This is a genomic window from Streptomyces sp. NPDC008079 (assembly GCF_042957385.1).
Lineage (GTDB): Bacteria > Actinomycetota > Actinomycetes > Streptomycetales > Streptomycetaceae > Actinacidiphila.
Map to the genome: position 1 here is coordinate 41,169 of NZ_JBIBIC010000013.1, position 25,647 is coordinate 66,815.

General features: G+C 72.2%; 20 protein-coding genes. 7 read left to right on the forward strand and 13 right to left on the reverse strand.

Translation table 11 applies throughout. The annotated features are described in order from the left end of the window. Positions 1–96 precede the first annotated feature (96 nt). On the forward strand, positions 97–1,563 hold the full coding sequence (locus ACFZAM_RS24885; RefSeq protein WP_391049411.1) for a solute carrier family 23 protein: 1,467 nt from the start codon (positions 97–99) through the stop codon (positions 1,561–1,563). A 43-nt stretch (positions 1,564–1,606) separates the two neighbouring features. Beyond that, complete coding sequence (locus ACFZAM_RS24890) at positions 1,607–2,779, forward strand: XdhC family protein (protein ID WP_391049413.1); 1,173 nt, start codon at positions 1,607–1,609, stop codon at positions 2,777–2,779. Between the two features lie 121 nt (positions 2,780–2,900). On the opposite strand, the gene ACFZAM_RS24895 is transcribed toward ACFZAM_RS24890, so the two are convergent. Beyond that, the gene (locus tag ACFZAM_RS24895) at positions 2,901–3,968 is read right to left on the reverse strand and encodes a CU044_5270 family protein (protein WP_391049415.1); all 1,068 of its coding nucleotides are present in this window, start codon (positions 3,966–3,968) and stop codon (positions 2,901–2,903) included. After that, positions 3,965–4,540, reverse strand: a complete 576-nt coding sequence (locus tag ACFZAM_RS24900) for a sigma-70 family RNA polymerase sigma factor (protein WP_391049417.1) — start codon at positions 4,538–4,540, stop codon at positions 3,965–3,967. The genes ACFZAM_RS24895 and ACFZAM_RS24900 overlap by 4 nt, the downstream gene beginning before the upstream one ends. 176 nt (positions 4,541–4,716) lie before the next feature. Here ACFZAM_RS24900 and ACFZAM_RS24905 point away from each other — a divergent pair, with 176 nt between their 5' ends. Further along, complete coding sequence (locus tag ACFZAM_RS24905) at positions 4,717–5,832, forward strand: DNA glycosylase AlkZ-like family protein (RefSeq protein WP_391049419.1); 1,116 nt, start codon at positions 4,717–4,719, stop codon at positions 5,830–5,832. A gap of 20 nt (positions 5,833–5,852) precedes the next feature. Here ACFZAM_RS24905 and ACFZAM_RS24910 read toward each other — a convergent pair whose 3' ends face one another. The 6 genes from ACFZAM_RS24910 to ACFZAM_RS24935 all read right to left on the reverse strand — a co-directional run bounded on the left by ACFZAM_RS24910 (position 5,853) and on the right by ACFZAM_RS24935 (position 14,530). Further along, positions 5,853–7,841 carry a sigma-70 family RNA polymerase sigma factor gene (locus ACFZAM_RS24910; RefSeq protein ID WP_391049420.1) on the reverse strand — a complete coding sequence of 663 codons (1,989 nt, stop codon included), beginning with the start codon at positions 7,839–7,841 and terminating at the stop codon, positions 5,853–5,855. A 195-nt stretch (positions 7,842–8,036) separates the two neighbouring features. Further along, positions 8,037–9,461, reverse strand: a complete 1,425-nt coding sequence (locus ACFZAM_RS24915) for a cellulose binding domain-containing protein (RefSeq protein ID WP_355338895.1) — start codon at positions 9,459–9,461, stop codon at positions 8,037–8,039. Between the two features lie 54 nt (positions 9,462–9,515). After that, a complete protein-coding gene (locus ACFZAM_RS24920) occupies positions 9,516–11,102 on the reverse strand; it encodes a family 20 glycosylhydrolase (protein WP_391049422.1) in 1,587 nt (528 codons plus the stop codon). A gap of 141 nt (positions 11,103–11,243) precedes the next feature. Next, complete coding sequence (locus ACFZAM_RS24925; RefSeq protein ID WP_391049582.1) at positions 11,244–12,062, reverse strand: ABC transporter permease subunit; 819 nt, start codon at positions 12,060–12,062, stop codon at positions 11,244–11,246. 119 nt (positions 12,063–12,181) lie between these two features. After that, complete coding sequence (locus ACFZAM_RS24930) at positions 12,182–13,153, reverse strand: ABC transporter permease subunit (RefSeq protein ID WP_391049423.1); 972 nt, start codon at positions 13,151–13,153, stop codon at positions 12,182–12,184. Positions 13,154–13,231: 78 nt separating this feature from the next. Then, positions 13,232–14,530 carry an extracellular solute-binding protein gene (locus tag ACFZAM_RS24935; RefSeq protein WP_391049425.1) on the reverse strand — a complete coding sequence of 433 codons (1,299 nt, stop codon included), beginning with the start codon at positions 14,528–14,530 and terminating at the stop codon, positions 13,232–13,234. Between the two features lie 353 nt (positions 14,531–14,883). On the opposite strand from ACFZAM_RS24935, the gene ACFZAM_RS24940 reads away from it, so the two are divergent. Further along, entirely contained in the window at positions 14,884–15,726 is an 843-nt protein-coding gene (locus ACFZAM_RS24940; RefSeq protein WP_355338901.1) for a GntR family transcriptional regulator, read from the forward strand. A 69-nt stretch (positions 15,727–15,795) separates the two neighbouring features. On the opposite strand, the gene ACFZAM_RS24945 is transcribed toward ACFZAM_RS24940, so the two are convergent. After that, positions 15,796–16,299, reverse strand: a complete 504-nt coding sequence (locus ACFZAM_RS24945) for an SAV_915 family protein (protein ID WP_391049427.1) — start codon at positions 16,297–16,299, stop codon at positions 15,796–15,798. Positions 16,300–16,520: 221 nt separating this feature from the next. Between ACFZAM_RS24945 and ACFZAM_RS24950 the strand changes: the two genes are divergently transcribed. Next, positions 16,521–17,105 (forward strand): putative glycolipid-binding domain-containing protein, encoded by a 585-nt coding sequence (locus ACFZAM_RS24950; protein ID WP_391049429.1) that lies wholly within the window; start codon positions 16,521–16,523, stop codon positions 17,103–17,105. A gap of 30 nt (positions 17,106–17,135) precedes the next feature. On the opposite strand, the gene ACFZAM_RS24955 is transcribed toward ACFZAM_RS24950, so the two are convergent. The 4 genes from ACFZAM_RS24955 to ACFZAM_RS24970 all read right to left on the reverse strand — a co-directional run bounded on the left by ACFZAM_RS24955 (position 17,136) and on the right by ACFZAM_RS24970 (position 22,112). After that, entirely contained in the window at positions 17,136–18,377 is a 1,242-nt protein-coding gene (locus tag ACFZAM_RS24955; RefSeq protein ID WP_391049431.1) for an MFS transporter, read from the reverse strand. 349 nt (positions 18,378–18,726) lie between these two features. Further along, positions 18,727–20,265, reverse strand: coding sequence for a DHA2 family efflux MFS transporter permease subunit (locus tag ACFZAM_RS24960; protein ID WP_355338913.1), 1,539 nt, complete (start codon positions 20,263–20,265; stop codon positions 18,727–18,729). A gap of 254 nt (positions 20,266–20,519) precedes the next feature. After that, the gene (locus ACFZAM_RS24965) at positions 20,520–21,167 is read right to left on the reverse strand and encodes a LysE family transporter (protein ID WP_391049584.1); all 648 of its coding nucleotides are present in this window, start codon (positions 21,165–21,167) and stop codon (positions 20,520–20,522) included. A gap of 123 nt (positions 21,168–21,290) precedes the next feature. Next, entirely contained in the window at positions 21,291–22,112 is an 822-nt protein-coding gene (locus ACFZAM_RS24970; protein ID WP_355339491.1) for a LuxR C-terminal-related transcriptional regulator, read from the reverse strand. A 210-nt stretch (positions 22,113–22,322) separates the two neighbouring features. Between ACFZAM_RS24970 and ACFZAM_RS24975 the strand changes: the two genes are divergently transcribed. Beyond that, positions 22,323–23,999 carry an AMP-binding protein gene (locus ACFZAM_RS24975; protein WP_391049434.1) on the forward strand — a complete coding sequence of 559 codons (1,677 nt, stop codon included), beginning with the start codon at positions 22,323–22,325 and terminating at the stop codon, positions 23,997–23,999. Continuing rightward, entirely contained in the window at positions 23,996–25,642 is a 1,647-nt protein-coding gene (locus ACFZAM_RS24980; RefSeq protein ID WP_391049436.1) for an AMP-binding protein, read from the forward strand. Before ACFZAM_RS24975 ends, ACFZAM_RS24980 begins: the two co-directional genes overlap by 4 nt. The last annotated feature ends 5 nt before the right edge of the window (positions 25,643–25,647 follow it).

Here is a 25,647-nt window from a genome sequence, read left to right on the forward strand (position 1 = left end):
TCGTCTCGGGCCGTCCCCCGGGTCGTGCAGGCCACGCAGATCCCAAATCCCGTACACCGCGTACGAGTGCCCCTGTGAACCTTGGGAGTTGGCACCATGACCCAGACGCCAGTAGAGCCGCGGACGGCGGCGGAGGACGCGGGCGAAGGCTCGCGACAGCCCGCCGGGAGATCCTGGCTCGACCGGTACTTCCACATCTCGGCCCGAGGCTCGTCGATCCCCCGCGAGGTCCGCGGCGGCATCACGACCTTCATGGCGATGTGCTACATCCTGCTCCTCAACCCGCTGCTGCTGTCGGGACCCGACGTGGCGGGGCACAAGCTCAGCCACGCCGCGCTGATCACCGCGACGGCGCTGGCCGCCGCCGTCTCCACCCTGCTGATGGGCTTCGTCGGCAAGGTGCCGCTCGCGCTCGCGGCGGGGCTGAGCGTGGCCGGGGTGATCTCCACCCAAGTGGCTCCGAACATGACCTGGCCGCAGGCTATGGGTATGTGCGTGATCTACGGCGGCGTCATCGTGCTGCTGGTGGTCACCGGGCTGCGCGAGATCGTCATGAACGCGATACCGCTGGCGCTCAAGCACGGCATCACCATCGGCATCGGCATGTTCATCGCGATGATCGGCCTGGTCAACGCCGGTTTCGTCGGCAAGGGCGACCCGCACGGCACGGCCCCGGTCGCCCTCGGCGCCGGCGGCCAGCTGCGCGGCTGGCCCGTGCTGCTCTTCTGCGTGACCCTGCTGCTGATCTTCATGCTCCAGGCCAGGAATCTGCCGGGCGCGATCCTGATCGGCATCGTGGCCGGCACCGTCCTGTCCGTGATCGTCAACGCGGCGGGCGACCTCACGGCGGCCGACTGGGGAGGCAGCGCGCCCAAGCTGGAGGGCAGCGCGGTCTCGATGCCGGACTTCGGGCTCTTCGGCCATGTCGAGTTCGGCGGCTGGGGCTCGATCGGCGGTATGACCGTCGGCGTCATCGTTTTCACTCTGGTGCTCGCCGGGTTCTTCGACGCGATGGCCACCATCATCGGCGTCGGCACCGAGGCTGGGCTCGCCGACGACAAGGGCCGGATGCCGGGCCTGTCGAAGGCGCTGTTCGTCGACGGCGCGGGCGGCGCGATCGGCGGCGTCGCGGGAGCGTCGGGGCAGACCGTCTTCATCGAGTCCGCGACCGGCGTCGGCGAGGGCGCCCGCACCGGCCTGTCCTCGGTCGTCACCGGCGTCCTCTTCGCGCTCGGCCTGTTCTTCACCCCGCTGGCCCAGATCGTGCCCGGCCAGGTCGCCGCCGCCGCGCTCGTCGTGATCGGCGCGATGATGATGAGCAACGCACGGCACGTCGACTGGTCCGACCGCGCCGTGGCCGTACCGGTCTTCATGACCGTCGCCCTCATGCCGTTCACCTACTCCATCACCGCGGGAGTCGGTGCCGGGGCCGTCTCGTACACCGCCATCAAGGCCGCGCAGGGCAAGTGGCGCGAGCCGGGGCTGTTCATGTGGATTCTCACGGCCGTCTTCGTCGTCTATTTCGCCCTGCACCCGATCGAGGGCTGGCTCGGCGTCAAGTGATCGCCGGGCAGAGCGAGTTGTAGGAAGAAGGAGCTGGAACGCCATGCTGGACATCGCTGACGAGTTGTACCGCTGGTGCGGTCTCGGGCGTCCGTTCGCCGTCGCGACGGTCGTCGCGACCGGCGGCAGCGCCCCGCGCCAGCCCGGTGCGGCGCTCGCCGTCGACGGCGGCGGCGACGCCATCGGCAGCGTGTCCGGCGGGTGCGTGGAAGGCGCGGTCTACGAGCTGTGCCGGGAGGTGCTGGCCGCGGGCCCCGACGCGGCCGCGGTCCTCCAGCACTTCGGCTACTCCGACGAGGACGCCTTCGCCGTCGGCCTGACCTGCGGCGGCGCGATCGACATCTTCGTGCAGCGGATCGACCCCGCGGTACGGCCCGAGGTCGTCGCGGCGCTGGCCGCGGCCGTCTCCGGCGAGGCGGCGGCGGTGGCCCGTGTGGTCGAGGGCCCGGCGGAGCTGCTGGGCCGGGCGCTGCTGGTCCGCGAGGCCGAGGGCGCCGGTGCGTACGCGGGCTCGCTCGGTGACGACGAGCGGGACCGTACGGCGGCGGCCGAGACCCGCGCGCTGCTGGCCGCCGGGCGCACCGGGACCGTCGTGATCGGCGCGGACGGCAGCCGCTGCGGCGCGCCGCTCACCCTGCTGGTCGAGGCCAGCGTGCCGCCGCCGCGGATGCTGGTCTTCGGGGCGATCGACTTCGCGTCCGCGCTGGTACGGGCGGGCAAGTTCCTCGGCTACCACGTGACGATCTGCGACGCGCGGCCGGTCTTCGCCACCGCCCGCCGCTTCCCCGAGGCCGACGAGGTGGTCGTCGACTGGCCGCACCGCTACCTGGAGGCAGAGGCGCGGCAGCGGCGGCTGGACGGCCGTACGGCGGTCTGCGTCCTCACCCACGACGCCAAGTTCGACATCCCCCTGCTGGAGCGGGCGTTGCGGCTGCCGCTGGCCTACATCGGCGCGATGGGCTCGCGCCGCACCCATCTCGCGCGCCTGGACCGGCTGCGCGATACCGGGGTGACCGAACTCGACCTGGCCAGGCTCCACTCGCCGATCGGCCTCGACCTCGGCGCCCGCACGCCCGAGGAGACCGCCCTGTCGATCGCCGCCGAGATCGTCGCCCACTCGCGCGGCGGCTCCGGCGCCCCCCTCACCGGCGCCCGCACCCCGATCCACCACGAGCCCAAGACCCCGTCCCGCCGCCTGGGCTCCCCGGCCGCGTAGCGGCCACCGGCCCGCCGAGACCGGGTCCGGGTCCCCGATGGGGAGCCGGACCCGGCCCTCGCCGCACCCCCGTTGCGGGGCCCGGGTCCAGGGCGGCCCGAACTCCTGTTGGCGGTGTCGGTCAGCGTGCTTTGAGCGGCGCCTGGACGACCGGGGGCAGTTCCACGATGTCCGAGGGGTCCGGGGCGGGGCCGCCGGGCATCTGGCCGGGATGGTCGACGACGCCGGTCGTCACGCGGGCGAAGGAATCGGAGAAGTCGCTCTCTCCGTGCCAGTCGACGCGGTCGCCGCGGTAGGTGTACGTGCTCGGGTCCAGGATGAGGTACTCGTGCGTTCGTTGCCGATCGTGGAAATCGAAGGCGATGGCGAGTCCCGGCCGACCGGCCGCGTCTCGCATCGGCGTGCTGACCAGCGTGGTTCCGGGGATCAGCGCCAGCGCGTGGTAAAGCGCGGCGTTGATCCGGGGCGGGACGGTCGATGCGGTCCGCAGAATGTGGAGGATCCTGGTGAACTGCGCTGCGGGTGTGACGGCCGGGGGCCGTTCACCCAGGCTGTGGAATATTCCGTTGGTGGGGGCCGCGCCCGGCTCTTCTCCTGAACTGTTGAAGAAGGGGTCAGTACTCACCCGCTTGAGGAGCTCGTGGGGATCGGTGGGCAGTCGGGACAGAACCTCGCGGGTCTCCCGCGGATGGTCCCCGACCTTCCCCGAGCGGAAGGGGGTGAAGACATCGCGCACCTGGACGGCAGTGCGGTTTCCTGACGCCAATGACTTGCCGACCGACGCGCTCTTGAGACCGTCGTACCGGTACCAGGACCGCTCGTGCCCGCACGTCGTCACGCAGACAACATCGTCCGTGTACAACCACTGGTGGAGACCCGGCTCCTTGCCCGGACCCTTCGCGGCGTTGTCCGCGGCGGCGTCCAGCACCTGGGCGACCGTCATGGCGTGTACCGGTTGGGGCTGCGCTCCCCGGACGGAGGAGGTCGCGACGATCGTGGTGGCCGCCACGCCCGCGGCCAGGCCCGCGAACGCGGTCCGACGTACGGCGGGGCGTGCGAGCATCCCGCGGGCGGCCACCGGCACCTTTCGTCGGGATGCCCGCTCTGTTTCCCGCTGTTCGGCTCGTACCTGTTCCAGTAGGGCCAGCTCGGCACCGAGGCGTTGCTTGAATCCGACCGGGGTGTTCATCGGGTGACCTCCGTGAGGGGGGAATCGAATGCGGCGGACGGGGTGGTGGATTCGGCACGCAGGGCGGCGCGGGCGCGGTGCAGGCGGACCCGGGCGGTCGCCTGGGAGATCCGGAGCACCTTCGCGGCCTCCTTGGTCGTGAGACCGTCGACAGCGACGAGGTCGATCACCGCGCGCAGCGGCTCGGAGAGCCCGGCGTGCCGGGCGAGCAACTCCCTGGCCGCCCATTCGGCGTCGATGCGCTCCTCGAAGCGCTGCATGTCCTGCTCGTCCAGCAGCCGCCGACCGCTGACCGCGGCCACCGCGTCCCGCTCACGTACCGCGCGGCGGGCATGCGCGGCCGTGGTGTTGCGGGCGATCCCGTAGAGCCACATGAGGTGCGTGCCGCGCCTGGGGTCGTAACCCTCGAATGTCTCCAGCGCGGCCACGAAGACGTCGGCGGTCAGGTCGGCGGCCAAGTGCCGGTCGGTGGTTCTCCGGGTAATGAAGCCGAGAACGGCGTCGAAGTGCGCCTCGTACACCTCGCCGAACGGGGTTCGGTTCCGTCCGGGCTCGTGCGTGGGTATCTGCACGCGGGGACCTCCTGTGCTGTCTGCCACCTGTCACCCATCACTTGGTTCGGGGACCGAAAACCGTTTCTTCCCGCAGGTCAGGGTGGCCAGTGGCTCGGTCGTCGCGCGCACCGCCCGCACCGCCCGCCCGCCGTCGCGGACAGCGACTGTCCGCGACGGGCCCTAGCGTAGGAGCCATGCTCACGCCGCTCGACCGCCGCACTCTCAACCGGACCCTGCTCGCGCGCCAGCTGCTGCTGGACCGGCGGCGGACGGCCGCCGAGGACGCCGTCGCCCATCTGCTCGGACTCCAGTCGCAGCACCCCACCTCGCCCTATCCGGGCCTGTGGACCCGGCTGAACGGCTTCCGCTTCGACGAGTTGGGCACGCTGCTCACCGAACGCGCGGTGGTGCGCGTCGTCTTGATGCGCGGCACCGTGCATCTGGTGACGGCGGCGGACGCGCTGCGGCTGCGGCCGTGGATCCAGCCGATGCTGGACCGGGGATTTCGCGGCTCGCAGTGGGCGGCGGGCGCCGCGGGCGTCGACCGCGCGGAACTGGTCGCGCACGGCCGCGAGGCGCTGGCCGAACGGCCGCTGGGACCCGCCGAGTTGCGTACCGCGCTGAGCGCTCGCTGGCCCGACGCGGACCCCGCCTCGCTGGTCAACGCGCTACGGGTGTGGGCGCCGCTGGCACAGGTGCCGCCGCGCGGGCTGTGGGGCGCGAGCGCCCAGCCCGCCTACACCCTGCTGGACGACTGGCTGGGACAGCCGATGGCCGACCCCGCCGCGACCGCCGCGGAACCGGCCGCGCTGGTCCGCCGCTACCTGGCCGCGTCCGGCCCCGCCACCCCCGCCGACATGCAGAAGTGGTGCGGACTCACCGGCCTCAAGAAGGTCTTCACCGCGCTGGACTGCCGGACCTACACCGCCGAGGACGGCAGGGAGCTGTACGACCTGCCGGACGCGGAACTCACCGACCCCGCCACCGAGGTCTCCGCGCGCTTCGTCGCCGACTTCGACAATCTGCTGCTCTCGCACGCCGACCGCACCCGCGTCCTCGCCGACGAGCACCGGCCGCGGGTGATGACCGTCAACGGCATCATCCGCGGCACGGTCCTGGTCGACGGATTCGTCGGCGGCACCTGGCGGTTCGAGCGTGCCAAGGACACGGCGGCCGTCGTCGTCGCGCCCTTCGCGCCGCTGCGCCCGGCCGACCGGGACGCGCTCGACGCGGAGGGTCTGCGGCTGCTGGCCGCCTCCGACCCGCGGGCGCGGACGCCCGAGGTGCGGTTCGAGCGGCCCGCCGGGTGAGGCGGCGCGCTGACGACCGCTCAGCGCGCCGCCTCGAACGCCCGCCCCGCCGCCGTCTCCACCGGACCGCTGTGGAACAGCCCGCTGCTCGGCTTGTTGTCGTCGGCGGGCAGCCCGAACCAGGCGTACCGCTGGAGCCACGGCAGTCCGTCGAGCATCTTCGTCGCGGCCGTCACGAAGGCGGCCTGCTGGCTGTCGGTCGGGAAGCGGACGCCGTTGGCGAAGTCGATCAGCGCGAATTCGGTGAGCCAGATCGGCTTGTTGTACCGGTTGTGGACCGCCGTCAGATACGACTTGAGCTGGGAGACCGCGTTCGGCGTCGTGAAGTCCCCGCCGTACCAGTGCAGGGCGATGAAGTCGACGCGGTAGCCGCGCTGTTGAGCCCCCGACATGAACCGGTCGAGCCAGCCGCCGGCCGTGTCGCCGCCGTAGGCGACCGCGGGACTGCCGAGCACCTTGCCGTTCGCCATCAACTTCGGCCACAGCGACAGCGCCTGATCCACCGTCATGTTCGCCTGGCCGCCCATGTCCGGCTCGTTGAAGCCCAGCAGGTACGGACCCGCCGCCTTCGCCTGCGCCAGCGCCGTCGGACTCGCGCTGTCACCGCCCCAGATCATCGGCACGAAGCCGGGTCCGCTGATGCCGCCGTGCGTCGTGGACCACGTGTAGTACCAGCCCGCGCCCGACCGGTCGAGCGCGGTGTTCACACCGGGGAAGGACCACACCCCGACGCCCTTGCGGACCGAGGAGACCGGCGCGACCGGCGGCGCCGCGGGCGGCGGCGCATGGGTCGTCGGCGTGGGCTTGCGCGGCGGCTTCGTCGTCGGCTTGGCGCCGGTCCTCGTCGCGGACGGCGTGGGGGAGGGGGAGGCGGTCGTGGCGGGCGCCGAGATCGTCACCGAAGGACGGATCGGCGTGCTGTCGGCGGCCGGGGTGCCGGGGGACCGGTCGGCCGACAGGTGCACGGCCAGCAGCGCTCCGGCCGCCACCGCCGCGACCGCGCCCATCGCGGCGGCCGGGACGCTCAGCGGACCGTGCAGCAGCCTGCCGCGGATTCCCCGGGGCGCACCGCTCCGCCGTGGGGGGCGGTGTCGCGGAGCGGTGCGCGGGGCCGCCGCTTGGGGAGCGGCCTGGGAGGGGGGTATCGGGGAGTGCGCGGGCGGCGGGCCCGCGGGGCCGGTGTGCGGGGGCGCCGCCGGGGCGTGCCCGCCGAAGGGCGCGCTGAACGGCATCCCGAGCGGCACCGGCAGCAGCGGCAGCCCGCTGAGCAGCCGGTCCATCGGCAGCAGCGTCCGGCCGCGCTGCCCGCAGTCCGGGCAGCCGCGGATGTGCCGCGCGAAGCGCTTGCGCCACAGCGGGCTCGGCACACCGTCCCAGCCGCCGGTCACATGCGTGAGACCCGCGCAGCCGCCCGCGTCGCCGAGCGCCCGCACCACCGTGCGCGAGGTTTCGAGCTGTTCCTTCATCCGCTGGACCTTCACCGCGGCGTGCTGCCGGGTCAGGCCCAGGGCGTCGGCCAGCTCCGAGCGGCCGAGGTCGCCGGTCTCCTCCAGCCACCACAGCGCGAGCAGCGTACGGTCGTCGCGGTCCAGCCAGCGGGTGGCCTCCGCGATCTCCCGGCGCTGGTCGGTCAGCCCGAGCCGCAGGATCGTCACGGCGGCGAAGTCCGAGGCCGGGTCCGGTATCAGCTCCGCCGCGTCCAGGGCGGTCTGCTGGTGCCACGCCGCCTTGCGCGCCTGCTCGCGGTCGCGCACCTGGCGGACCGCGATGGCCACCAGCCAGGAGCGGAACGCCGCCGGGTCGCGCAGGTCGGACAGGCCGCGGACCACCCGCAGCAGCGTCTCCTGCACCACGTCGTCCACATCGTCGTGCCCGTCCAGGGCGCGCCCGACGATGTTGTAGACCAGCGGCAGGCACTCCGCGACCAGCCGGTCGAGTGCCGCCTGGTCGCCCGCCCGCGCGGCACTCACCAACGCGGGGTCGGGACCGACCCGGTCGCCTGCGCGCATGCTGCTCACACTCCGTCCTGGCCCGGACTCCGGCCGGGTGACACGTATCTGCCCTCGGACAGGAGACGCTGCCACGACCAGGGGGATAACAGAAACCCGCCGGCCCCCCGGACTTCCCGCGCGGGGAGGTCCGGGGGGCCGGCGACCGGACGGCGGGCCGGGCCCCCGGTCCGGGGTCCCGGCCGCGCCACCGGATCAGGAGGACGGCACGGTGTCCGTGAAGGTGGTGCCCGCCGTGCGGTAGGCCGCGACCTGGGTCTGCACCTGGGCGGGCGTCAGCACCTGGTCCTTGAGGAAGTACACGTAGTCGACCTGCTGGTTGTACGAGCGCGGGGTGTTGCTCGTCTGGCCCGCGAGGTCGATCAGCCAGTGGTTGAAGTCGATCCACTGCGGCGTCTCGGGCAGGTACGGCTCGCCGTGCTGCGCGACCTGGTTGCCGTCGATGTAGTAGGTGATGTTCGTGTTGTCGATGGTGATCTGGAGGTTGTGCCAGCCGTCGAGGCTGCCGTACTGCTGGCCGTGGGTGTTGACCGCGTTCCACGGGTCCGGGTTGTAGGTCTCCCAGGACGTCTCGTACATGATGTTCTGGGTCTCGCCCCAGCCGCCGTTGGGCAGGTACTCGAAGTCCTGCTCGCTGTAGTTCGGGTCCATCGGCGCGTTGAGCGGCGTGAAGGTGAAGAAGGTCTGGTTGACGTGGTCGCCGTCGGGGCCGCCGGTCGGTGTGTCGTTGAACTTGACCCGGGCCGCGTAGGTGCCGTTCTTGAACTTCCTTGCGGTGGTCTGGAGTTCGGTCTCCTTGGTGCCCGCCGCCGTGCCGTCGGTGGTGAGCCGCAGATTCATCACCTTGTTGCTCGCGCCGTCGGCGACGAAGGTCACGTCCTGCGGCGACCAGGTGGCGCCGGCCACACCGGGGCCGCCCTGACCGGACTTGACCGTCCAGCCGTGCTGCTGCACGGCCGGGTCGGAGCTGGAGGTGTAGGTGAAGTCGTCGAACATCGCGGGACCGGTCGGGTTGCCGGTCGGCGGGGTGGTCGGGGGAGTGGTGGGCGGGTTGGTCGGGTCGTTGCCCGCGGGCGCGGTGCCCCAGACCACGGCGCCGCTCTTCTGCACCGTGACCTTGTTCCAGTTCGCGTAGGCCGTCTGCGAGCCGTTGAAGGAGTAGTCGTCGGACTGCGTGAGGGTCTGCCAGTCGGCGCGGTAGAACCGCAGTTGCATGTCACCGGTGTTCTGACCCGGCGTCAGCGAACCCGCGCCCGAGGTGAAGCCGATCTCCAGGTAGCGGTCCGCGGTGGCCGTCGGATTGGCCAGCGTCCCGAAGGTGCCGGTGATGTTGCCGCAGCCCTTGACCGCCCACGAGCACGCGAAGCGGTAACTGACGTTCGGGCCGTCGGACTTGAAGTAGTACCGCACGGTGACGGTGTTCAACGGCACCGTGGTGCTGCCGGTGTTGGTGACCTCCAGCCACGGCTCCGACTGGTCGGCGGTGGCGCCGGAGGCGCTGGTGCGGTACTGCGCGCTCAGCGAGTCCTGCGCCGCCGAGGCGGGCATCGCGGTGAGCGCGGCGCAGGCGAGACCGGCCGCCGTACAGACGGCCATCGCCGTACGGACGCGGGTCGACATGCGGAACTTTCCTGACACGGTGATCCCTTTCCAGAGGGGGGTGATGGTGCGGGACTACTGGGAGATGGTCCGGGGAGAGGTGGTGCGGGAGGTGGCTCGGGGGGTGTGCGGCGGGACCGCGGGGTGCGGGATCGTCCGGTGGGCGATACCCAGCGCCGCCAGCCGGTCCTCGTGCCGGAGCAGGGCGGGCAGGAAGTCCGTCGACCAGTCGCCCGCCGGATTCCAGGCCCGGTCGGCCAGCGCGCACAGCCGGGGGAAGACCAGGTACTCGGCGTGTTCGGCGGTCGGCACGAATTCGCTCCAGAGCTGCGCCTGCGTGCCCAGCACCCGTGCCGCCGCGGCCGGTTCCCAGTCGGCGGGTACGGTCTCGCCGCCGTGCACGGCCCGCAGGTCGACGATTCCGCCCGCCTGGCCGAGCGGTTCACCGGGCTGTTCGGTCTGCGGGTAGTCCAGATACGTCGAGCGGTGCGGCGCCATGATCACGTCGTGGCCGCGCCGGGCGGCGGCCAGCCCGTGGTCGGTGTCCCGCCACGGCATCACGGTGAACTCCGGCGGCAGCGTGCCCGAGTCCTCCGCCCAGCACAGCGGGCGCCGCCCCGCCTCGATCAGGAAGTCGCCGATCCGCCCGAGGAACCAGCCGCGCAGGTCCTTGGGCGCGGCCAGGCCCAGCTCCGCCGCGCGCCGCCGCGCCGCCGGGCTCTCCTCCCACTCGGTGACCGGGCACTCGTCGCCGCCGATGTGCACGTACGAGGAGGGGAACACGTCGAGCACCTCGCCGAGCACGGTGCGGCAGAAGTCCAGCACCTCGTCGTGGACGCCGAGGATGTTGCGGCACACACCCCACTCGGTCCACACGTCCAGCTCGCGCCCCGGCACGTTCCCCAGGTGCGGATAGGCCGCCAGCGCCGCGCGGGTGTGCCCCGGCATCTCGATCTCCGGCACCACCGTGACGCCGCGCTCGGCCGCGTAGGCGACCAGCGACCGCAGCTCTGCGGTGGTGTACGCCCCCGCGTGCGGCAGGTCGTCGAACCGGCCGCTGCCCGAACGCCCGATCATCGAGCGGGACCTGGCCCCGCCGACCTCGGTGAGCCGGGGGTAGGCGGCGACCGGCATCCGCCAGCCCTGGTCGTCGGTCAGGTGCAGATGCAGCACGTTCAGCTTGTGGAACGCCAGCAGGTCCACGAAGCGCCGCAGGAACGACACCGGCTGGAAGTGCCGGGCGACGTCCAGCATCATGCCGCGCCAGCCGAACCTCGGCACGTCCGTGACCTGCACGCACGGCATGCGCCAGGCCACCCCGCTCTCCGGGCGCTCCGACAGGGCCTGCGCGGGCAGCAGTTGACGGATCGTCTGCACACCGTGCAGCAGCCCCGCCGGCCTGGCCGCCCGCAGCAGCACCGCGTCGGGCCCGACGGTCAGGCCGTAGCCCTCCGCGCCGAGACCGCCGAGCTCGGGGTCGAGCGCGAGCACCACCCGGCCGGTGGGCGAGGGCCGCAGCGGCAGCCCGGTGGCGGGCGCGAGCAGCGTACGCAGCAGGTCCGCCGCGCCCTGGGCGCCGTCGCTCGCCCGGACGGACGTGGTCGCGTCGAAGGTGAAGTGGCCGGGGATACGGGCGAGATGGGAGGGGTGCGGAATGATCACAGCGGCTCCAGTGGGGGCGGCGGGGGTCGGCGGTCGACGGCGTCGAGCGAGGTGACCTGGGAGCGGGCGCGGGGAGCGGTCGCGGGGGCAGGGGGCGTGGACAGCGGTCGCGGGCAGGGAGCGTGGACAGCGGTCGCGCGGTCAGCCCTTCACGGCGCCGGCGGTCATTCCGGTGGTGACCCGGTTCTGGAGGACGAGGAAGACCAGCAGCACGGGCAGCATGAACAGCGAGGAGGCGGCCATCGTGGCGCCCCAGTCGGTACCGAAGACATTGCTGAACGAGGAGAGCCAGACCGGCAGCGTGCGGGCGTCCTGGTTCTTGATGATCAGCGTGTTGGCGAAGGCGAACTCGTTCCACGCCGTGATGAAGCCGAACAGCGACGTGGACAGCAGGCCGGGCGCGAGCAGCGGGAAGGTGACCCGGCGGAACGCCTGCGGCCTTGTGCAGCCGTCCACTTGGGCGGCCTCCTCCAGTTCCACCGGGATCGCCGCGAGGAAGCCGCGCAGCGTCACGATCGTGAACGGCAGCGTCGTCATGAAGTAGACCAGCGTCAGCATCGACAGCTTGTCGAGCATGTCGGTGTCCCGCGCGATCACGTACATCGGGATCAGCAGCGCCTCCCACGGCGCCATCTGCGCGGTGAAGACCAGCAGGATGAAGGCCCGCCGGCCGCGCCAGCGCATCCGGCCGACCGCGAAGGCCGCCAGCAGCGCCACCACCAGCGACATCAGCACCGCGCCGAGCGTCACGGTCAGGCTGTTGCGCCAGAAGGTGCCGAAGCCGTCGGCGTGCATGGCCGTGCGGAAGTGCGCGAAGGTGGGGTGCAGCGGCAGGAAGGACGGGGTGTCGGCCTGGATGGCGGTGGTCGGCTTGAAGGCCGTGATCACCATCCAGTAGACGGGGAAGGCGGCGACCGCCAGCGTGAACAGCGCGGCCAGATTGAGCGGCAGCCGCCGCAGGGACCCGCGGACCGGCCGGTTCCGACGGCCCGGCCCGCCCGGTCCGCCCGGTCCGCCCGGTCCGCCCGGTCCGCCCGGTCCGCCCGCGCGCGGGGCCTTACCAGTTGCGGTGAACGTGCTCACTGCGCGCCCTCCTCACGGAACATCCGGCGCAGGTTGAAGACCAGCACGCCGAGCAGGATCAGGACGGTCAGCGTGGAGACCGCGGACCCGAGGTCGTACTTGTGCAGGGACTGCGCGATCTGGAAGGCGTAGACCGGCAGCGTGGTGGTCGCCCCGTTGGGACCGCCCTCGCTGATCACCCAGATCTGGGCGAAGCACTTGAAGCACCAGATCACCTCAAGCGAGGTGATCAGCGCGAACAGCGGGCGCAGCATGGGGAAGGTGACCAGCCGGAAGGTCTGCCAGGCGCCCGCGCCGTCGATCCTGGCCGACTCGTACAGCTCCGCCGGGATCGTGGTCAGGCCGCCGTAGAGGGTCAGCGCCGCGAACGGCACGGACTGCCAGACCACCAGCGTCACCAGGATCGCGAAGGTCGAGCCGCCGTGCGCGAACCAGGTGTAGTCGCGGTACGACTCGAAGCCCAGCTTTACCAGTAGCCAGTTGACCACTCCGAAACGGGACTGGAACAGCCACTGGAAGATCGTGGTGGCCGCGATCACCGGAGTGGCCCAGGCCAGGACCAGACCGCTCATCACCGCGAGCCGCATCCGCTTGCCGAGCTTGACGAGCATCAGCGAGACCAGCGTGCCGAGCACCATGATCAGCACGACGTTCAGCCCGGTCCACCACAGGGTGCGGCGGACCACCGTCCAGAACTCCGGATCGTCCAGCACCGTACTGTAGTTGGCGAAGCCGACCCAGGTGGCGCCGCCGCGGATCAGCTCGCCGAGGCCGAAGTGCTGGAACGACATGACGGTGTTTCTGACCAGCGGGTAGACCAGCAGGAAGGCCGTGCCCACCACGGTGGGGGCGACCAGCAGATACGGCCAGACCGCGGCGAGCGGGCGGCGGCGGCGCCGACGTTCGCGGGGCGGCGGTGGCGGTTCCGCGACGGCCGGCCGTGAGGCGGCGTTGGGAGCGGTGAGCACGGCGGTTCTCCTCGGGGCGCTGATCGGACGCTGTCGGGCGGACGCGGATCAGATAGGGAGCGGGCGGGGCGTGGCCGGTCAGGAGGCGGTGTCGAGGGCCTTGGTGACGGCCGCCGAGGCCGTCTTGCCCGCCGCGTCCGGGTCGCTGCCGGTCAGCACCTGCGTCATGTACTGCTTGATCGGGTTGTTGGCCTCGACCGCCGCCCAGTTGGGCGAGTTGGGCGTGGCATGGCCGTTGGCCGCGCCGACCGCCATCACCGAGGCGCCCTCGTTGCCCGCCAACACCCCCGCGAGCGAGGTGCGGTTGGGCACGTAGCTCATCTCCTTGGCCATGTCCGTCTGCCACTTGGTGCCCGCGAGCGCCTTGACCACCTCGTAGGCGAGCGCCTGGTGCCGGGACGCCTCGGGGATCACCAGGTCGGAGCCGCCGGTGAAGACCGCGCCCGGCTTGTCGGCGGTCTTGCCGGGGATCGGGAAGAAGCCGATCTTGTCCTTCATCGCGGGATTGGCCTTGACGATGGCGTCGGCGCCGCCGGGCACCGAGATGATCTGCGCGCTCTTGCCCTTGGCGAAGACGTCGGCCTGGAGCGGCTTGGCCTCGTCGGAGTCCTTCGGGCCCTTGCCGAGCGCCTGGAGCCGCTTGTAGAACTCCATGCCCGCCTTGGCCTGCGGGGTGTCCAGCGCGCCCTTCCAGTTGTCGCCGTCCTGGACCGCCAGGTCGCCGCCCTCGTCCCAGATGAATCCGGCCAGCGCGTACCAGGTCTGTCCCGGCAGGTAAATGCCGTCGTTGCCCCCGGTGTTGAGCTTGGTGGTGTCCTGGATCCACTCGTCGCGGGTCTTGGGCGGCGCGGCGATGCCCGCCTTCGAGAAGAGGTCCTTGTTGTAGATCACGACGCGGTTGGCCGCGTACCAGGGGATGCCGAACTGCTTGCCGTCGATCTTGCCGGGGTCGGCGAGGCCGGGAATCCAGTCGGCGCCCTGGAGGTCGGTCACCTTGTCGGTGAGGTCCTTGACGCCGCCGCTCGCCGCGTACTGCGCGACCTGCGTGTTGCCGACCTCCATCACGTCGGGCGCGTCGTTGCTGGCCAGCGCGCTGGTGATCTTCTGGCCTATGCCGTCCCACTCCTGGATCTGGATGTCCAGGGTGGTGCCCTTGTGCCCGGCCTCGAAGTCGGACCTGAAGCGGCTGAGGAAACCGTCGGACATGCTGCCGCGCATGATCCACACGGTGAGCTTGGCGGGGGCCGGCGTCTTGGCGGAACCGCCGGTGTCGCCGGAGTCACCGGAGCCGCCGGATCCGGAGGAGGAGCCGCACGCGGAGAGCGCGGCGACGGCGAGGACGAGCGCCGCGGCGCCGGGAACGAGTCTGGATCTCACGGGGATGTCACCTCGGGCAGGGAGCGAACAGGACTTACCACTTGCCAACTGGTCTAGTGCTGGTCAGTGAAAATGGCATAGACCACTGAGCACGTCAAGAGTTCGCGCACCCGTCGCCCGCCGACCCGCCGTCCGCCGCGCACCCGCCACACGCAGGCTGTATACGAATGAGGCCCCCGAAAGCCAGGTGGCAAGGAGCGCTGGCATACTGGTCAGCATCTGGATAACCTCAGCTCACCAGCACGTCACATGAACCCACCGGCACGTCCCCCGAACTCAGCAGCACGTCATACGAACTCACCCGCACGACGGCGGCACACCGGTGACCCGTCGGCGGCAGGAAGGTGCCCCCCATGGCCAGCGAGCCGCCGCGCTCGGCGCTGAAACGCGAACGGGTCCGCGACTACCTGATGGAACTGGTCGAGTCGCGCGCGCCCGGCGACCCGATCCCGTCGGAGCGCACCCTGTGCGAGCAGCTCGGCGTCTCCCGCCCCACGCTCCGCTCCGCCGTGGACGAACTGGTCACCACGGGACTGCTGGTCCGCGAACACGGCCGCGGCATGTTCGTCGCCCGCGCCAAGATCACCCAGGAGCTGGCGCTCGACGGCCAGGCGCACCGCCTCCCGCAGGCGTCCGGCACCTGGGCCAGCCGCGTCCTGGAGTTCACCACCGTGCAGGCGGGCGCCCGCGTCGGCCGCAAGCTGCACATCTCCCCGGCCGCCGAGATCACCTACATCGCCCGGCTCCGGCTGGTCGACGACGAGCCGATGGCCATCGAATACCTGCACGTCCCGGCCGACCTCGTGCCCGGCCTCCACGCGGCGGACATGGAGTCCGGCGACTTCTACGACTTCCTGCGCGCCCGGCACGGCGTCCACGTGCACGAGGCCGTCCAGTCCATCGAGCCCACCGTGACCAACGACGAGGAGGCCCGGCTGATCGGCGTGCCCGTCCTGTCACCGGCGCTGCTCTTCGAACGGCTCACCAAGGACGCCACCGGCCGCCCGGTGGAGTACGTCCACTCCGTCTACCGCGGCGACCGCTACCGGATCGTCTCCCGGCTGGCCCTCGGCGACGCCGCGCCCGCGACCGCGCAGTCCGCCGACCGGCACCACCCGGGCATCCCGCCGGGCGACCTCGCGGGGCGCGGGGACGTGACGGCGCAGATGGTGGGGGAGGTGCAGCCCGCGGGCTGAGGCCGGGGGCGTACGTGCTCAGGGTGCGCCGCGGCGCACCCTCAGCGTGCCGGGGTCTCGAACGGCGAACTACGGTGCCAGGCCCGCCGGTTGCTGGCGTATGCCGTCGCCGCCCTCGTCCCCTTCAGCGGCGCCCGCCGCGGCGCCGTCGGTGCCGCGGCGCGGGCAGGGGCGGCCCGCCGCCGGATCGGTCCAGGAAGCCGGGGGCCGGGCGGTCAGCAGCGGGTCGACGGTCAGATGCCGGGCGCCCAGCGGCTCGGCCATCGCGCGCAGCGCGCTCTCCGAGAGCTTGATCCACGGCTGGGTCGGCCCCAGCACCGAGCGCAGCCGCTGGTCACTGGTGAAGGCGACCGCCGTCCTGCTGCCGACGGGCGTGCGCCACAGCCGTACGACATAGCCCGCGGGCCCCTGTCGCACCGGCACATACAGCGGCCCTTCCGGTACGGGCACGGATTCCGCGGTCGGCGAGACCGGCCCGGGGGGCGTCTCGCGGGCCGTCGCGGGGGCCGTCTGCTCGTGGGGCTGTCCTTCGGGAGTCCGGTCACCGGGTCCGTCGTGCTGGCTCACGTGCATGCAGCCACCGTAACCCGGCCGCCGGACGCGCATTCGGCGAGGTCGAGGCGTGGACACCGCGCCGACCGGGCCCGCGCGCCGCTTCGGCCGCCCGCCCGCCCCGCGCCCGGCACCCGCCGATCGAGTGACGCGTCCGCCGGTCACGGCCGCGGACCGCCGTCGTCCATGTGTCCTCGCCACGCTTATGGCGTCCGATCCGGGGCGAACGTTACGTTTGCGCCATGACAGCGCCGAACACCGTACTCACCTGGCAGGTCGAGGAGACCGGCGGATACGAGACCGCGTGGGTCGAACTGGCCGCCGGACGGCTGCGCGCGCACGGCCGCGCGGTCGGACTGAAGCCCGAACCATACTGGCTGAGCTATGAGTTGGACACCGACGCCGGGTACGTGACCCGGCGGCTGCACGTCACCTCGCACACCGTCGACGGCACCTACGACCTCGAACTGCGCCGGGACGAGCGCAGCCGCTGGACGGCCAACGGGCAGGTCGTCCTCGCGCTCGACGGCGCGCTCGACTGCGACCTCGGCATGTCACCGCTCACCAACACGATGCCGGTGCTGCGGCACCAACTCCACCGCAACGAAGGCCATCAGGACTTCCTGATGGCCTTCGTCCCCGTCCCGACCCTCGCCGTCCGCCCCTCCATCCAGGGCTACACCCACCTGACCCCGCTGATGTCAGGGGCCCGGCTCGGCTACGCCTCCGGCACGTACCGCAGCGAGATCGACGTGGACGCCGACGGTCTGGTCGTGCACTACGAGGGCCTGGCCACGCGCCTCAACCGGGCGGCCCCCAAGCTCTGAGGGCGCGCCCACCGCCCCGCGGCCGGGTGCTCAGACGCCTCCGCCCTCCTCCGCGAGCACGGGACCCTCGGCCCCGCCCTTCGTCCGCCGCGCCCGGCCGATCGCGACGGCGGCCAGCAGCGGCGGGACCGCCGCCAGGAGGAAGCAGAGCGCCGGCGGCACGCCGGCGACCAGCAGCGCGGCCACGGCGCCACCGGCCGAAGACCCTGCGTTGACGGCCGAGTTGACCCAGGTCGTCGCGCGGGTGGTGGCGCCGTCGGGCGCCGCGCCCGCCGCCGCGAGATAGGCGGTCGAGAGGATCGGCGCGGTCAAGGTGCCCGCGGCGGCGACGCACAGGCCGAACACCGTGAGTACGGGGGCGGCGGCCGTGACCGAGACGAGCGCGGCCAGGACGAGGAGCAGGCCGGGGAGCCGGGCGGCGGCGGGCAGCCGCCAGGAGATCCGGCCGTACAGCAGACCGCCGAGCGCGCTGCCCGCCGACTGCGCGGCGAGGATCCAGCCGACCGCCGAGGGGTGGTGGTGCCGGTCGGCGAAGGCGATCACGAACAGCTCCACGCAGCCGAGGCAGCAGCCGATCCCGGCGGCGGCGTACGCGGCCCTGCGGACGCCGCCGCCCTTCTCGCCGAACAGCCGCAGCCGCCCGGCCGCCGAAGCGGTCGACGTGTGGCGCGGCGGCAGCAGCCGGGCGGCGGGGGAGGTGACCATCGCGAGCGTGCCGCAGCCGATCAGGGCACCGGAGAGCACCAGGCCGTTCACCGGGTGCACGGCCACCACGAGCAGCGGCCCGCTGAGGAAGATCAGCTCCTCCGCGACCGTGTCGACGCTGAACGCCCTTTGCAGCAGCGCCTCGTCGGGCGTCAGCGCGTCCCACAGCGCGCGCATCGTCGGCCCGAGCGGCGGACACAGCGCCCCCGCCGCGCCGCTGAGCCCGGCGAACGCCCACAGCGGCGTACCGGGCTCCCGTACGGCCGCGGCCAGGACGAACAGGGTCGTGGCGAACGGCAGCGCCAGCGTGGTCAGGCCGCGCCTGGCGCCCCAGCGGTCCACGAGCGCGGCCCGCGCGGGGCCGAGCAGGACGGACACGGTCGCGAAGAGCGTGGCCAGCAGCCCGCCGCGCGACAGCGACCCGGTGGCGGAGGTCAGGGACAGGACGAGGGAGAGCGAGACGACGCCGTAGCCGAGGCGTCCGAAAAGGGCCGCACCGAAGGTGCGGCGGGCATGGGGAAGGCGGAAGACGGCAGCGTAGGACGCAGCCCGGGCAGGCGCGGACATGGGGGTGATCCTCGGGTTTCCGGGGGAAGGCGGGCGGTTTCGCGTATGCCGCGCAGCGCCGTCAACCCGCCGTCAGGGCGGGGCCGGTCGTCTGTGGGCGCTTACCGCTGCCTAGACACGGTGGGGGAGGATCATGCGCCGCACCCTACCCGTCGGACAGGGTGCGGGAAAAGAGAGACCGGCCGCCCGGCCTGTGCGCACGGGGGCGGCGCACTGGCCGGGCGGCCGGTCGGGGGGCCGGGGGTGCCGGGTGTCCCGTCCCCACGATGACCCGGCGGCCCGGTCCCCTTGACCCCGGCCCACTACCGCTCACTGCGGGGCCGGGGGGCTTGGGAGCCCGGAGGCTTGCTTACATGTGGACGGCCTGGACGGTGGTGTCGCCCTGGCTGGGACGGCCGCTGCGGTACATGAGGGCGGCGAGGACGAAGCCGACGGCGAAGAGGCCCGCCGACCACCAGTAGGCGGTGGAGTAGCTGTGGAGCTGGGCCTGCGCGGCCACGGCCGGGGACGGCTTGTGGCTGGACAGGTAGCTCGTCGCGGCGCTGGCGGCCAGCGTGTTGAGCAGCGCCGTACCGATGGAACCGCCCACCTGCTGCATGGTGTTGACGGCCGCGGAGGCCACACCGGCGTCGTCGGCGGCGATCCCCGCGGTGGCCACGCTCATGGCGGGCGGCAGGGCCAGGCCGATACCGAAGCCGATGACGAGCAACTGCGGCAGGACGTGCGCCGCGTAGGTGCTGTTGAGGTCGAGGACGGTCAGCCAGGCCATACCGGCGCCGGCCATCGCCATGCCGAGCGGGACGATCGGGCGGGGCCCGAACCGCGGCATCAGGTTGTTGGTGGCGATCTGCGCGGAGACCATCAGCGCGCCGATCATCGGCAGGAACGCCAGACCGGTCTTGACCGGCGTGTAGTGCAGCGACGCCTGGAGGAAGTAGGTCAGGAAGAGGAAGACGCCGAACATCCCGGCGCCGGAGATCGCCAGCATGATGAAGGACGCGCCGCGGTCACGGTCGAGCAGGACGCGCAGCGGCAGCAGCGGGTGCGCGGCCCTGGTCTGCCACCAGGCGAAGGCGCCGACCAGCACGCCGCCCGCGACCAGGAAGCCCCAGGTCATCGGGGAGCCCCAGTGGTGGGTCTCGGCGTTCGAGAAGCCGTAGACCAGGCCGAACAGACCCGCGACGACCATGACCGTGCCGGGGACGTCGAGCTTGGGGCGGTCGGCGGGAGCGCCCTTGCGCAGGAAGGCCATACCGCCGACGAAGGCGAGGACGGCGAAGATCAGGTTCACGTACAGCGTCCAGCGCCAGCTCAGGTGCTCGGTGAGCACGCCGCCGAGCAGCAGGCCCACACCGCCGCCCGCGCCCGCGATGGCGCCGTAGATGCCGAACGCCTTGGCGCGTTCCTTGGCGTCGGTGAAGGTCGTGTTGAGCAGCGACAGCGCGGCCGGCGCGAGCAGGGCGCCGAACAGGCCCTGGAGGGCGCGGCCGGTGACCAGCACCTCGAAGTTCTGCGCGGCGCCGGCGAGGGCGGAGGCGCCCGCGAAGCCGACGACGCCGATCAGGAAGACGATCTTGCGGCCGATGAGGTCGGCCAGGCGTCCGCCGAGCAGCAGCAGGGAGCCGAAGGCGAGGGAGTACGCGGTGACGATCCACTGCCGGTTTCCGTCGCTGAAGCCGAGGGCGTTCTGGGCGGACGGCAGGGCGATGTTCACGATGGTGGCGTCGAGGACGACCATGAGCTGGGCGAGCGCGATGACGCTCAGCACCCACCAGCGGTGGTTCGCCTTCTCTGTCTTCTGCACCGGGCCCGTGGGGCCCGCGCCGAGGGGCCCTGAGGCCGCGGCGGAGTCGCCGACGTGCGCGTCGGCGGTGGACTGGGATGACATGAGGCGGGACTCCTGAGGAGGAACGGGACGGGCAGGAACCGACCGGAACCGCTGCATGAACGAAACGGTTTCGTACTCCAACGACGGTACGACCCGACCTATCGAAACGCAAACGTTTCGTTGCCGCGTGCCCTGTGCCTCTGATCACATCACCCGATCCACCCGTCCCACCAGGCACGACGGCCGGGCGGGAGGGGTGAGGGCGCTGGTCCACCGCGCGCGTACATGTCACATCCGGCGCCGCGGGGTCCGTCCTACTGGTCGGCGCGCCCCGTGACCGCGACCGTCACACCCAGGCCGATCATCGCCAGACCCCCGGTGCCGCCGACCGCCGCCAGCCGCCGCGGCGAGCGGGCGAACCAGGTGCGGGCCGCCGACGCGGTCAGCGCCCAGACGCTGTCGCAGATCAGCGCGATCACCGTGAACACCAGCCCGAGCAGCAGCATTTGCTCGTGTACGTGCCCCGCGCCCCGGTCGACGAACTGCGGCAGCACGGCCGCGAAGAACACCATCGTCTTCGGATTCGTCACGCCGACCACGAACCCCTCCCAGAGCGTACGGAGATCCCCCCGGGCGGCCCCGGCCGGTTCGTCCGCGCTCATCGCCGCCGACAGCGCGCCCCGCTGCCGGAACGCCTTCACCCCCAGATAGACCAGATACGCGGCGCCCGCCAGCTTCAGCGCCACGAACACCGTCACCGACCGCGCGACGATCTCCCCGAGCCCCACCGACACCGCCGTCACCAGCACATACGCGCCCGTGGCGTTCCCCAGCACACTGCCCAGCGCGGTCCGCCGCCCGTGGGCCAGCGCCCGGCCGAGCACGAACAGCACGCTCGGACCCGGAATCAGCACCAGCACCAACGACATCGCCGCGAACCCGGCCAACCGGTCGACCGACATCCCGTCCCCCTCCACGCCTCGACTCCCGCCGTCCGCGCCGTCGGCGCGCCGCAGGTCCGACGAGCGTAACCGCGGGCCCCCGGCCGAGGCCCCCCAATAACGCCGCCGTTCATCCGCCCGAGGTCAGGGCAGCAGGCCCTCGCGGCGCGCCGCGACCACGGCCTCAAGTCGCGTGTGGGCACCCAGCTTCCGCATCGCGGACCGCAGATAGCTCTTCACCGTCTCGGGCCGCAGCCGAAGCCGCGCGGCAGCCGCCGCGTTGGTGGCGCCCGACGCCACCGAGGCCAGCACGTCCAGCTCGCGCGGGGTCAGCGGCGCCGGGCGCGGGACCCGCGACGCCGCGCCGGAGGGGACCGCGGCCGAGGCCAACCGGGCGCAGGCGGACAGCAGTTCCTGCCGCAGCCGCACATCGGGAATGCGGGTGGCCAGCGCGCGCAGTTCGAGATGCGCCTCGCGCACCTGCTCCCAGGCCCGGGGGTCGGCGGTCAGCGGCTGCTGGCAGAAGGAGAGCAGCCGCTGGGCCTCGTCCCGTACGGCCAGGGCCTGCTCCAGTTCGCGGACCGCGTCGAGGGCGACGGACAGCGGACGGTCGCCCAGGGCGTACGGCTGCCGCAGCGCGCCGTAGAGCACCCCGCGCACCCGGCGGCGGACGACGACGGGCACCGCGAGCACCGAGCGCAGCCCCTCGGCGGCGACGGGCGGGTCGTACTCGTGGCTGATCACGCGGGACGAGCCGTAGTCGGTGACCGAGCAGGGCCGGACCGTGGCGAGGGTCTTGCCGCCCAGACCGTTGCCGGTGGTGATGGCGAGGCCCCGCAGCGACTCGGTGTCGGTACCGGACATCTCGGAGATACGGAACTGCCGGGCGCCGTAGCCGCCCGCCTGGCCCGCGGCGCCGGTCACCAGCCCGCCGAAGGCCACCGGCAACAGCCCCGACCTGCGCATTCGCAGCAACGCGGCCCGTACCTCGACCGCCTCGCCCCGCTGACCGTCCACCCGATCCACCTCCTCGCCCCCGACCGTCCACCCCGGCCAGGAGCCCGTGACTCCCGGCCGGACGGAATCGGACACCGGCTCTCACCCCCGTCCGGGGGTAGTGAGACCCAGGTCACTACCGCACGATGCTACCGAGGGGTCCATCGATGAGGAGGACAGATGGCGGCAACGGACGCGACCGGTGCTTTCCGGGCCGCCCGTGACTTCCTGCTGCGGCACCGTGAGGACTACCAGGCGGCCCGCGAGGGCTTCCGGTGGCCGGAGCCCGAGGAATTCAACTGGGCGCTGGACTGGTTCGACGCCATCGCGAAGGACAACGACCGCACCGCGCTGTGGATCGTCGAGGAGGACGGCACCGAGGTCAGGATCTCCTTCGCGGAGATGGCCGAGCGGTCCGCGAAGGTGGCCAACTGGCTGCGGGCGCGCGGCGTCCGCGCGGGCGACCGGGTCCTGGTGATGCTCGGCAACCAGGCGGAGCAGTGGGAGACCGCGCTCGCCGCCATGAAGCTGCGGGCCGTCGTCATCCCCGCCACCCCGCTGCTCGGCCCCGCCGACCTGCGCGACCGTATCGACCGCGGCGCCGCCCGGCACGTCGTCGTACGCGCCGCGGACACCGGGAAATTCGCCGAAGTCCCCGGCGACTACACGCGGATCGCGGTCGGCGGCGCCCCCGACGGCTGGCTCCCCTACGAGGACGCGTACGCGGCGGACCCCGGCTTCGTACCCGAAGGGCCGACCCCCTCGGGCGACCCGCTGATGCTCTACTTCACCTCGGGCACCACCGCCAAGCCCAAGCTGGTCGAGCACAGCCACCTCTCGTACCCGGTCGGCCACCTCGCCACGATGTACTGGATCGGGCTGCGGCCAGGTGACGTCCACCTCAACATCTCGTCACCCGGATGGGCCAAGCACGCCTGGTCGAGTCTGTTCGCGCCGTGGAACGCCGAGGCGACCGTCTTCGTGCACAACTACACGCGCTTCGACGCCGCCCGGCTGATGGCCGAGATGGCACGCGCCCGGGTGACCAGTTTCTGCGCCCCGCCCACGGTCTGGCGGATGCTGATCCAGGCCGACCTCAGCGCGCTCGGCACCCCGCCGCGCGAGGCGGTCGCGGCCGGTGAACCGCTGAACCCCGAGGTCATCGAGCACGTACGGCGGGTGTGGGGCGTGCTGATCAGGGACGGCTTCGGGCAGACCGAGACCGCCGTGCAGGTCGCCAACAGCCCGGGCCAACTGGTCAAGGCCGGCTCCATGGGACGGCCGACGCCCGGCTACACGGTCGCGCTCGTCGACCCGGTGACCGGCGAGACCGGCGACGAGGGCGAGATCTGCCTCGACCTGCGCCAGGGCCGGCCGGTCGGCCTGATGACCGGGTACGCGGGCGAGCCCGAGCTGACCGCCGAGGCGATGGGCGGCGGCTTCTACCGCACCGGCGACATCGGCTCGCGCGACGCCGACGGCTACATCACGTACATCGGCCGCGCCGACGACGTCTTCAAGGCGTCCGACTACAAGATCTCGCCCTTCGAGCTGGAGAGCGCGCTGCTCGAACACGAGGCGGTCGCCGAGGCGGCGGTCGTGCCCGCGCCCGACGAACTGCGGCTGGCCGTACCGAAGGCGTACGTCGTCCTCGCCGAGGGCTGGGCCCCGGACGGCGAGACCGCCAAGGCGATCTTCGCGCACTCGCGGGCCGTCCTCGCCCCGTACAAGCGCATCAGGCGGCTGGAGTTCGCCGACCTCCCCAAGACCGTCTCCGGCAAGATCCGCCGCATCGAGCTGCGCGAACGCACGATGCACGACGGGAGCGGCGAATTCCACGAGGAGGACTACAAGTGAGCGCGGCGGGCGGCCCGGCGGCCCGGAGCGCCGAGCCCTCCTACGCGCACGGGACAGGGGAGACGCCGTTGCTCGGGGACACCATCGGGCGCAATCTCGACAGGGCGATCGCCGCGCACCCCGCACGCGAGGCCCTGGTGGACGTGGCGAGCGGGCGGCGCTGGACGTACGCCCAATTCGGCGCGGACGTCGACCGGTTGGCGCGCGGACTGCTCGGCCGCGGGGTGATCAAGGGCGACCGCGTCGGCATCTGGGCGGTCAACTGCCCCGAGTGGGTGCTGGTGCAGTACGCCACCGCGCGGATCGGCGCGGTCATGGTCAACATCAACCCGGCCTACCGCGTGCACGAACTCGACTACGTCCTGCGGCAGTCCGGCATCGAGGTGCTGATCGCCTCCACCGGCCACAAGACCAGCGACTACCGCGGGATGGTCGGCGAGGTGCGCGGCAACTGTCCGCTGCTGCGCGAGGTCGTCTTCATCGGCGACCCGACCTGGGACGCCCTGCTGGCCGCCGCCGACGGTGTGTCCGAGGATCAAGTCGCCGCCGTCGAGGCGACGTTGAGCTGCGACGACCCGATCAACATCCAGTACACCTCGGGCACCACGGGCTTCCCCAAGGGCGCCACGCTCTCGCACCACAACATCCTCAACAACGGCTATTTCGTGGGCGAGACGGTCGGCTACACGCAGGAGGACCGGGTCTGTCTGCCGGTGCCCTTCTACCACTGCTTCGGCATGGTGATGGGCAACCTCGGCATCACCACGCACAGCGCGTGCATCGTCATCCCGGCCCCCTCCTTCGACCCGGCCGCGACCCTGCGCGCCGTCCAGGAGGAGCGCTGCACCTCGCTCTACGGCGTCCCCACGATGTTCATAGCCGAGCTGGGACTGCCCGACTTCGCCGACTACGACCTGTCGTCGCTGCGGACCGGCATCATGGCCGGATCGCCGTGCCCGGTCGAGGTGATGAAGCGGGTGATGGCCGAGATGCACATGGCCGAGGTGTCCATCTGCTACGGGATGACCGAGACCTCGCCGGTCTCCACCCAGACCCGGATGGACGACGCCCTCGAACACCGCACCGCCACCGTCGGCCGGGTCCTGCCGCACCTGGAGGTCAAGGTCGTCGACCCGGTCAGCGGCGTCACCGTGCCGCGCGGCGAGCCCGGCGAACTGTGCACCCGCGGCTACTCGGTGATGCTCGGCTACTGGGAGGAGCCGGAGCGCACGGCCGAGGCGGTGGACGCCGGGCGCTGGATGCACACCGGCGACCTCGCGACGATGCGGGACGACGGCTATCTCGCCATCGTCGGCCGGATCAAGGACATGATCATCCGCGGCGGGGAGAACGTGTACCCGCGGGAGATCGAGGAGTTCCTGTACACCCACCCGAAGATCTCCGACGTGCAGGTGGTCGGGGTGCCCGACGAGCGGTACGGCGAGGAGATCCTGGCCTGCGTGATCCCGCGCGACCCGGCCGACCCGCCGACCCTCGCCGAGATCAAGGACTTCTGCGCCGACCGGCTCGCGCACTTCAAGCTGCCGCGCCACCTGCGGATCATGGACGCCTTCCCGATGACGGTCAGCGGCAAGATCCGCAAGGTGGAGCTGCGGGAGGACTTCAAGCCCGAAGGAGCGTGACCGCC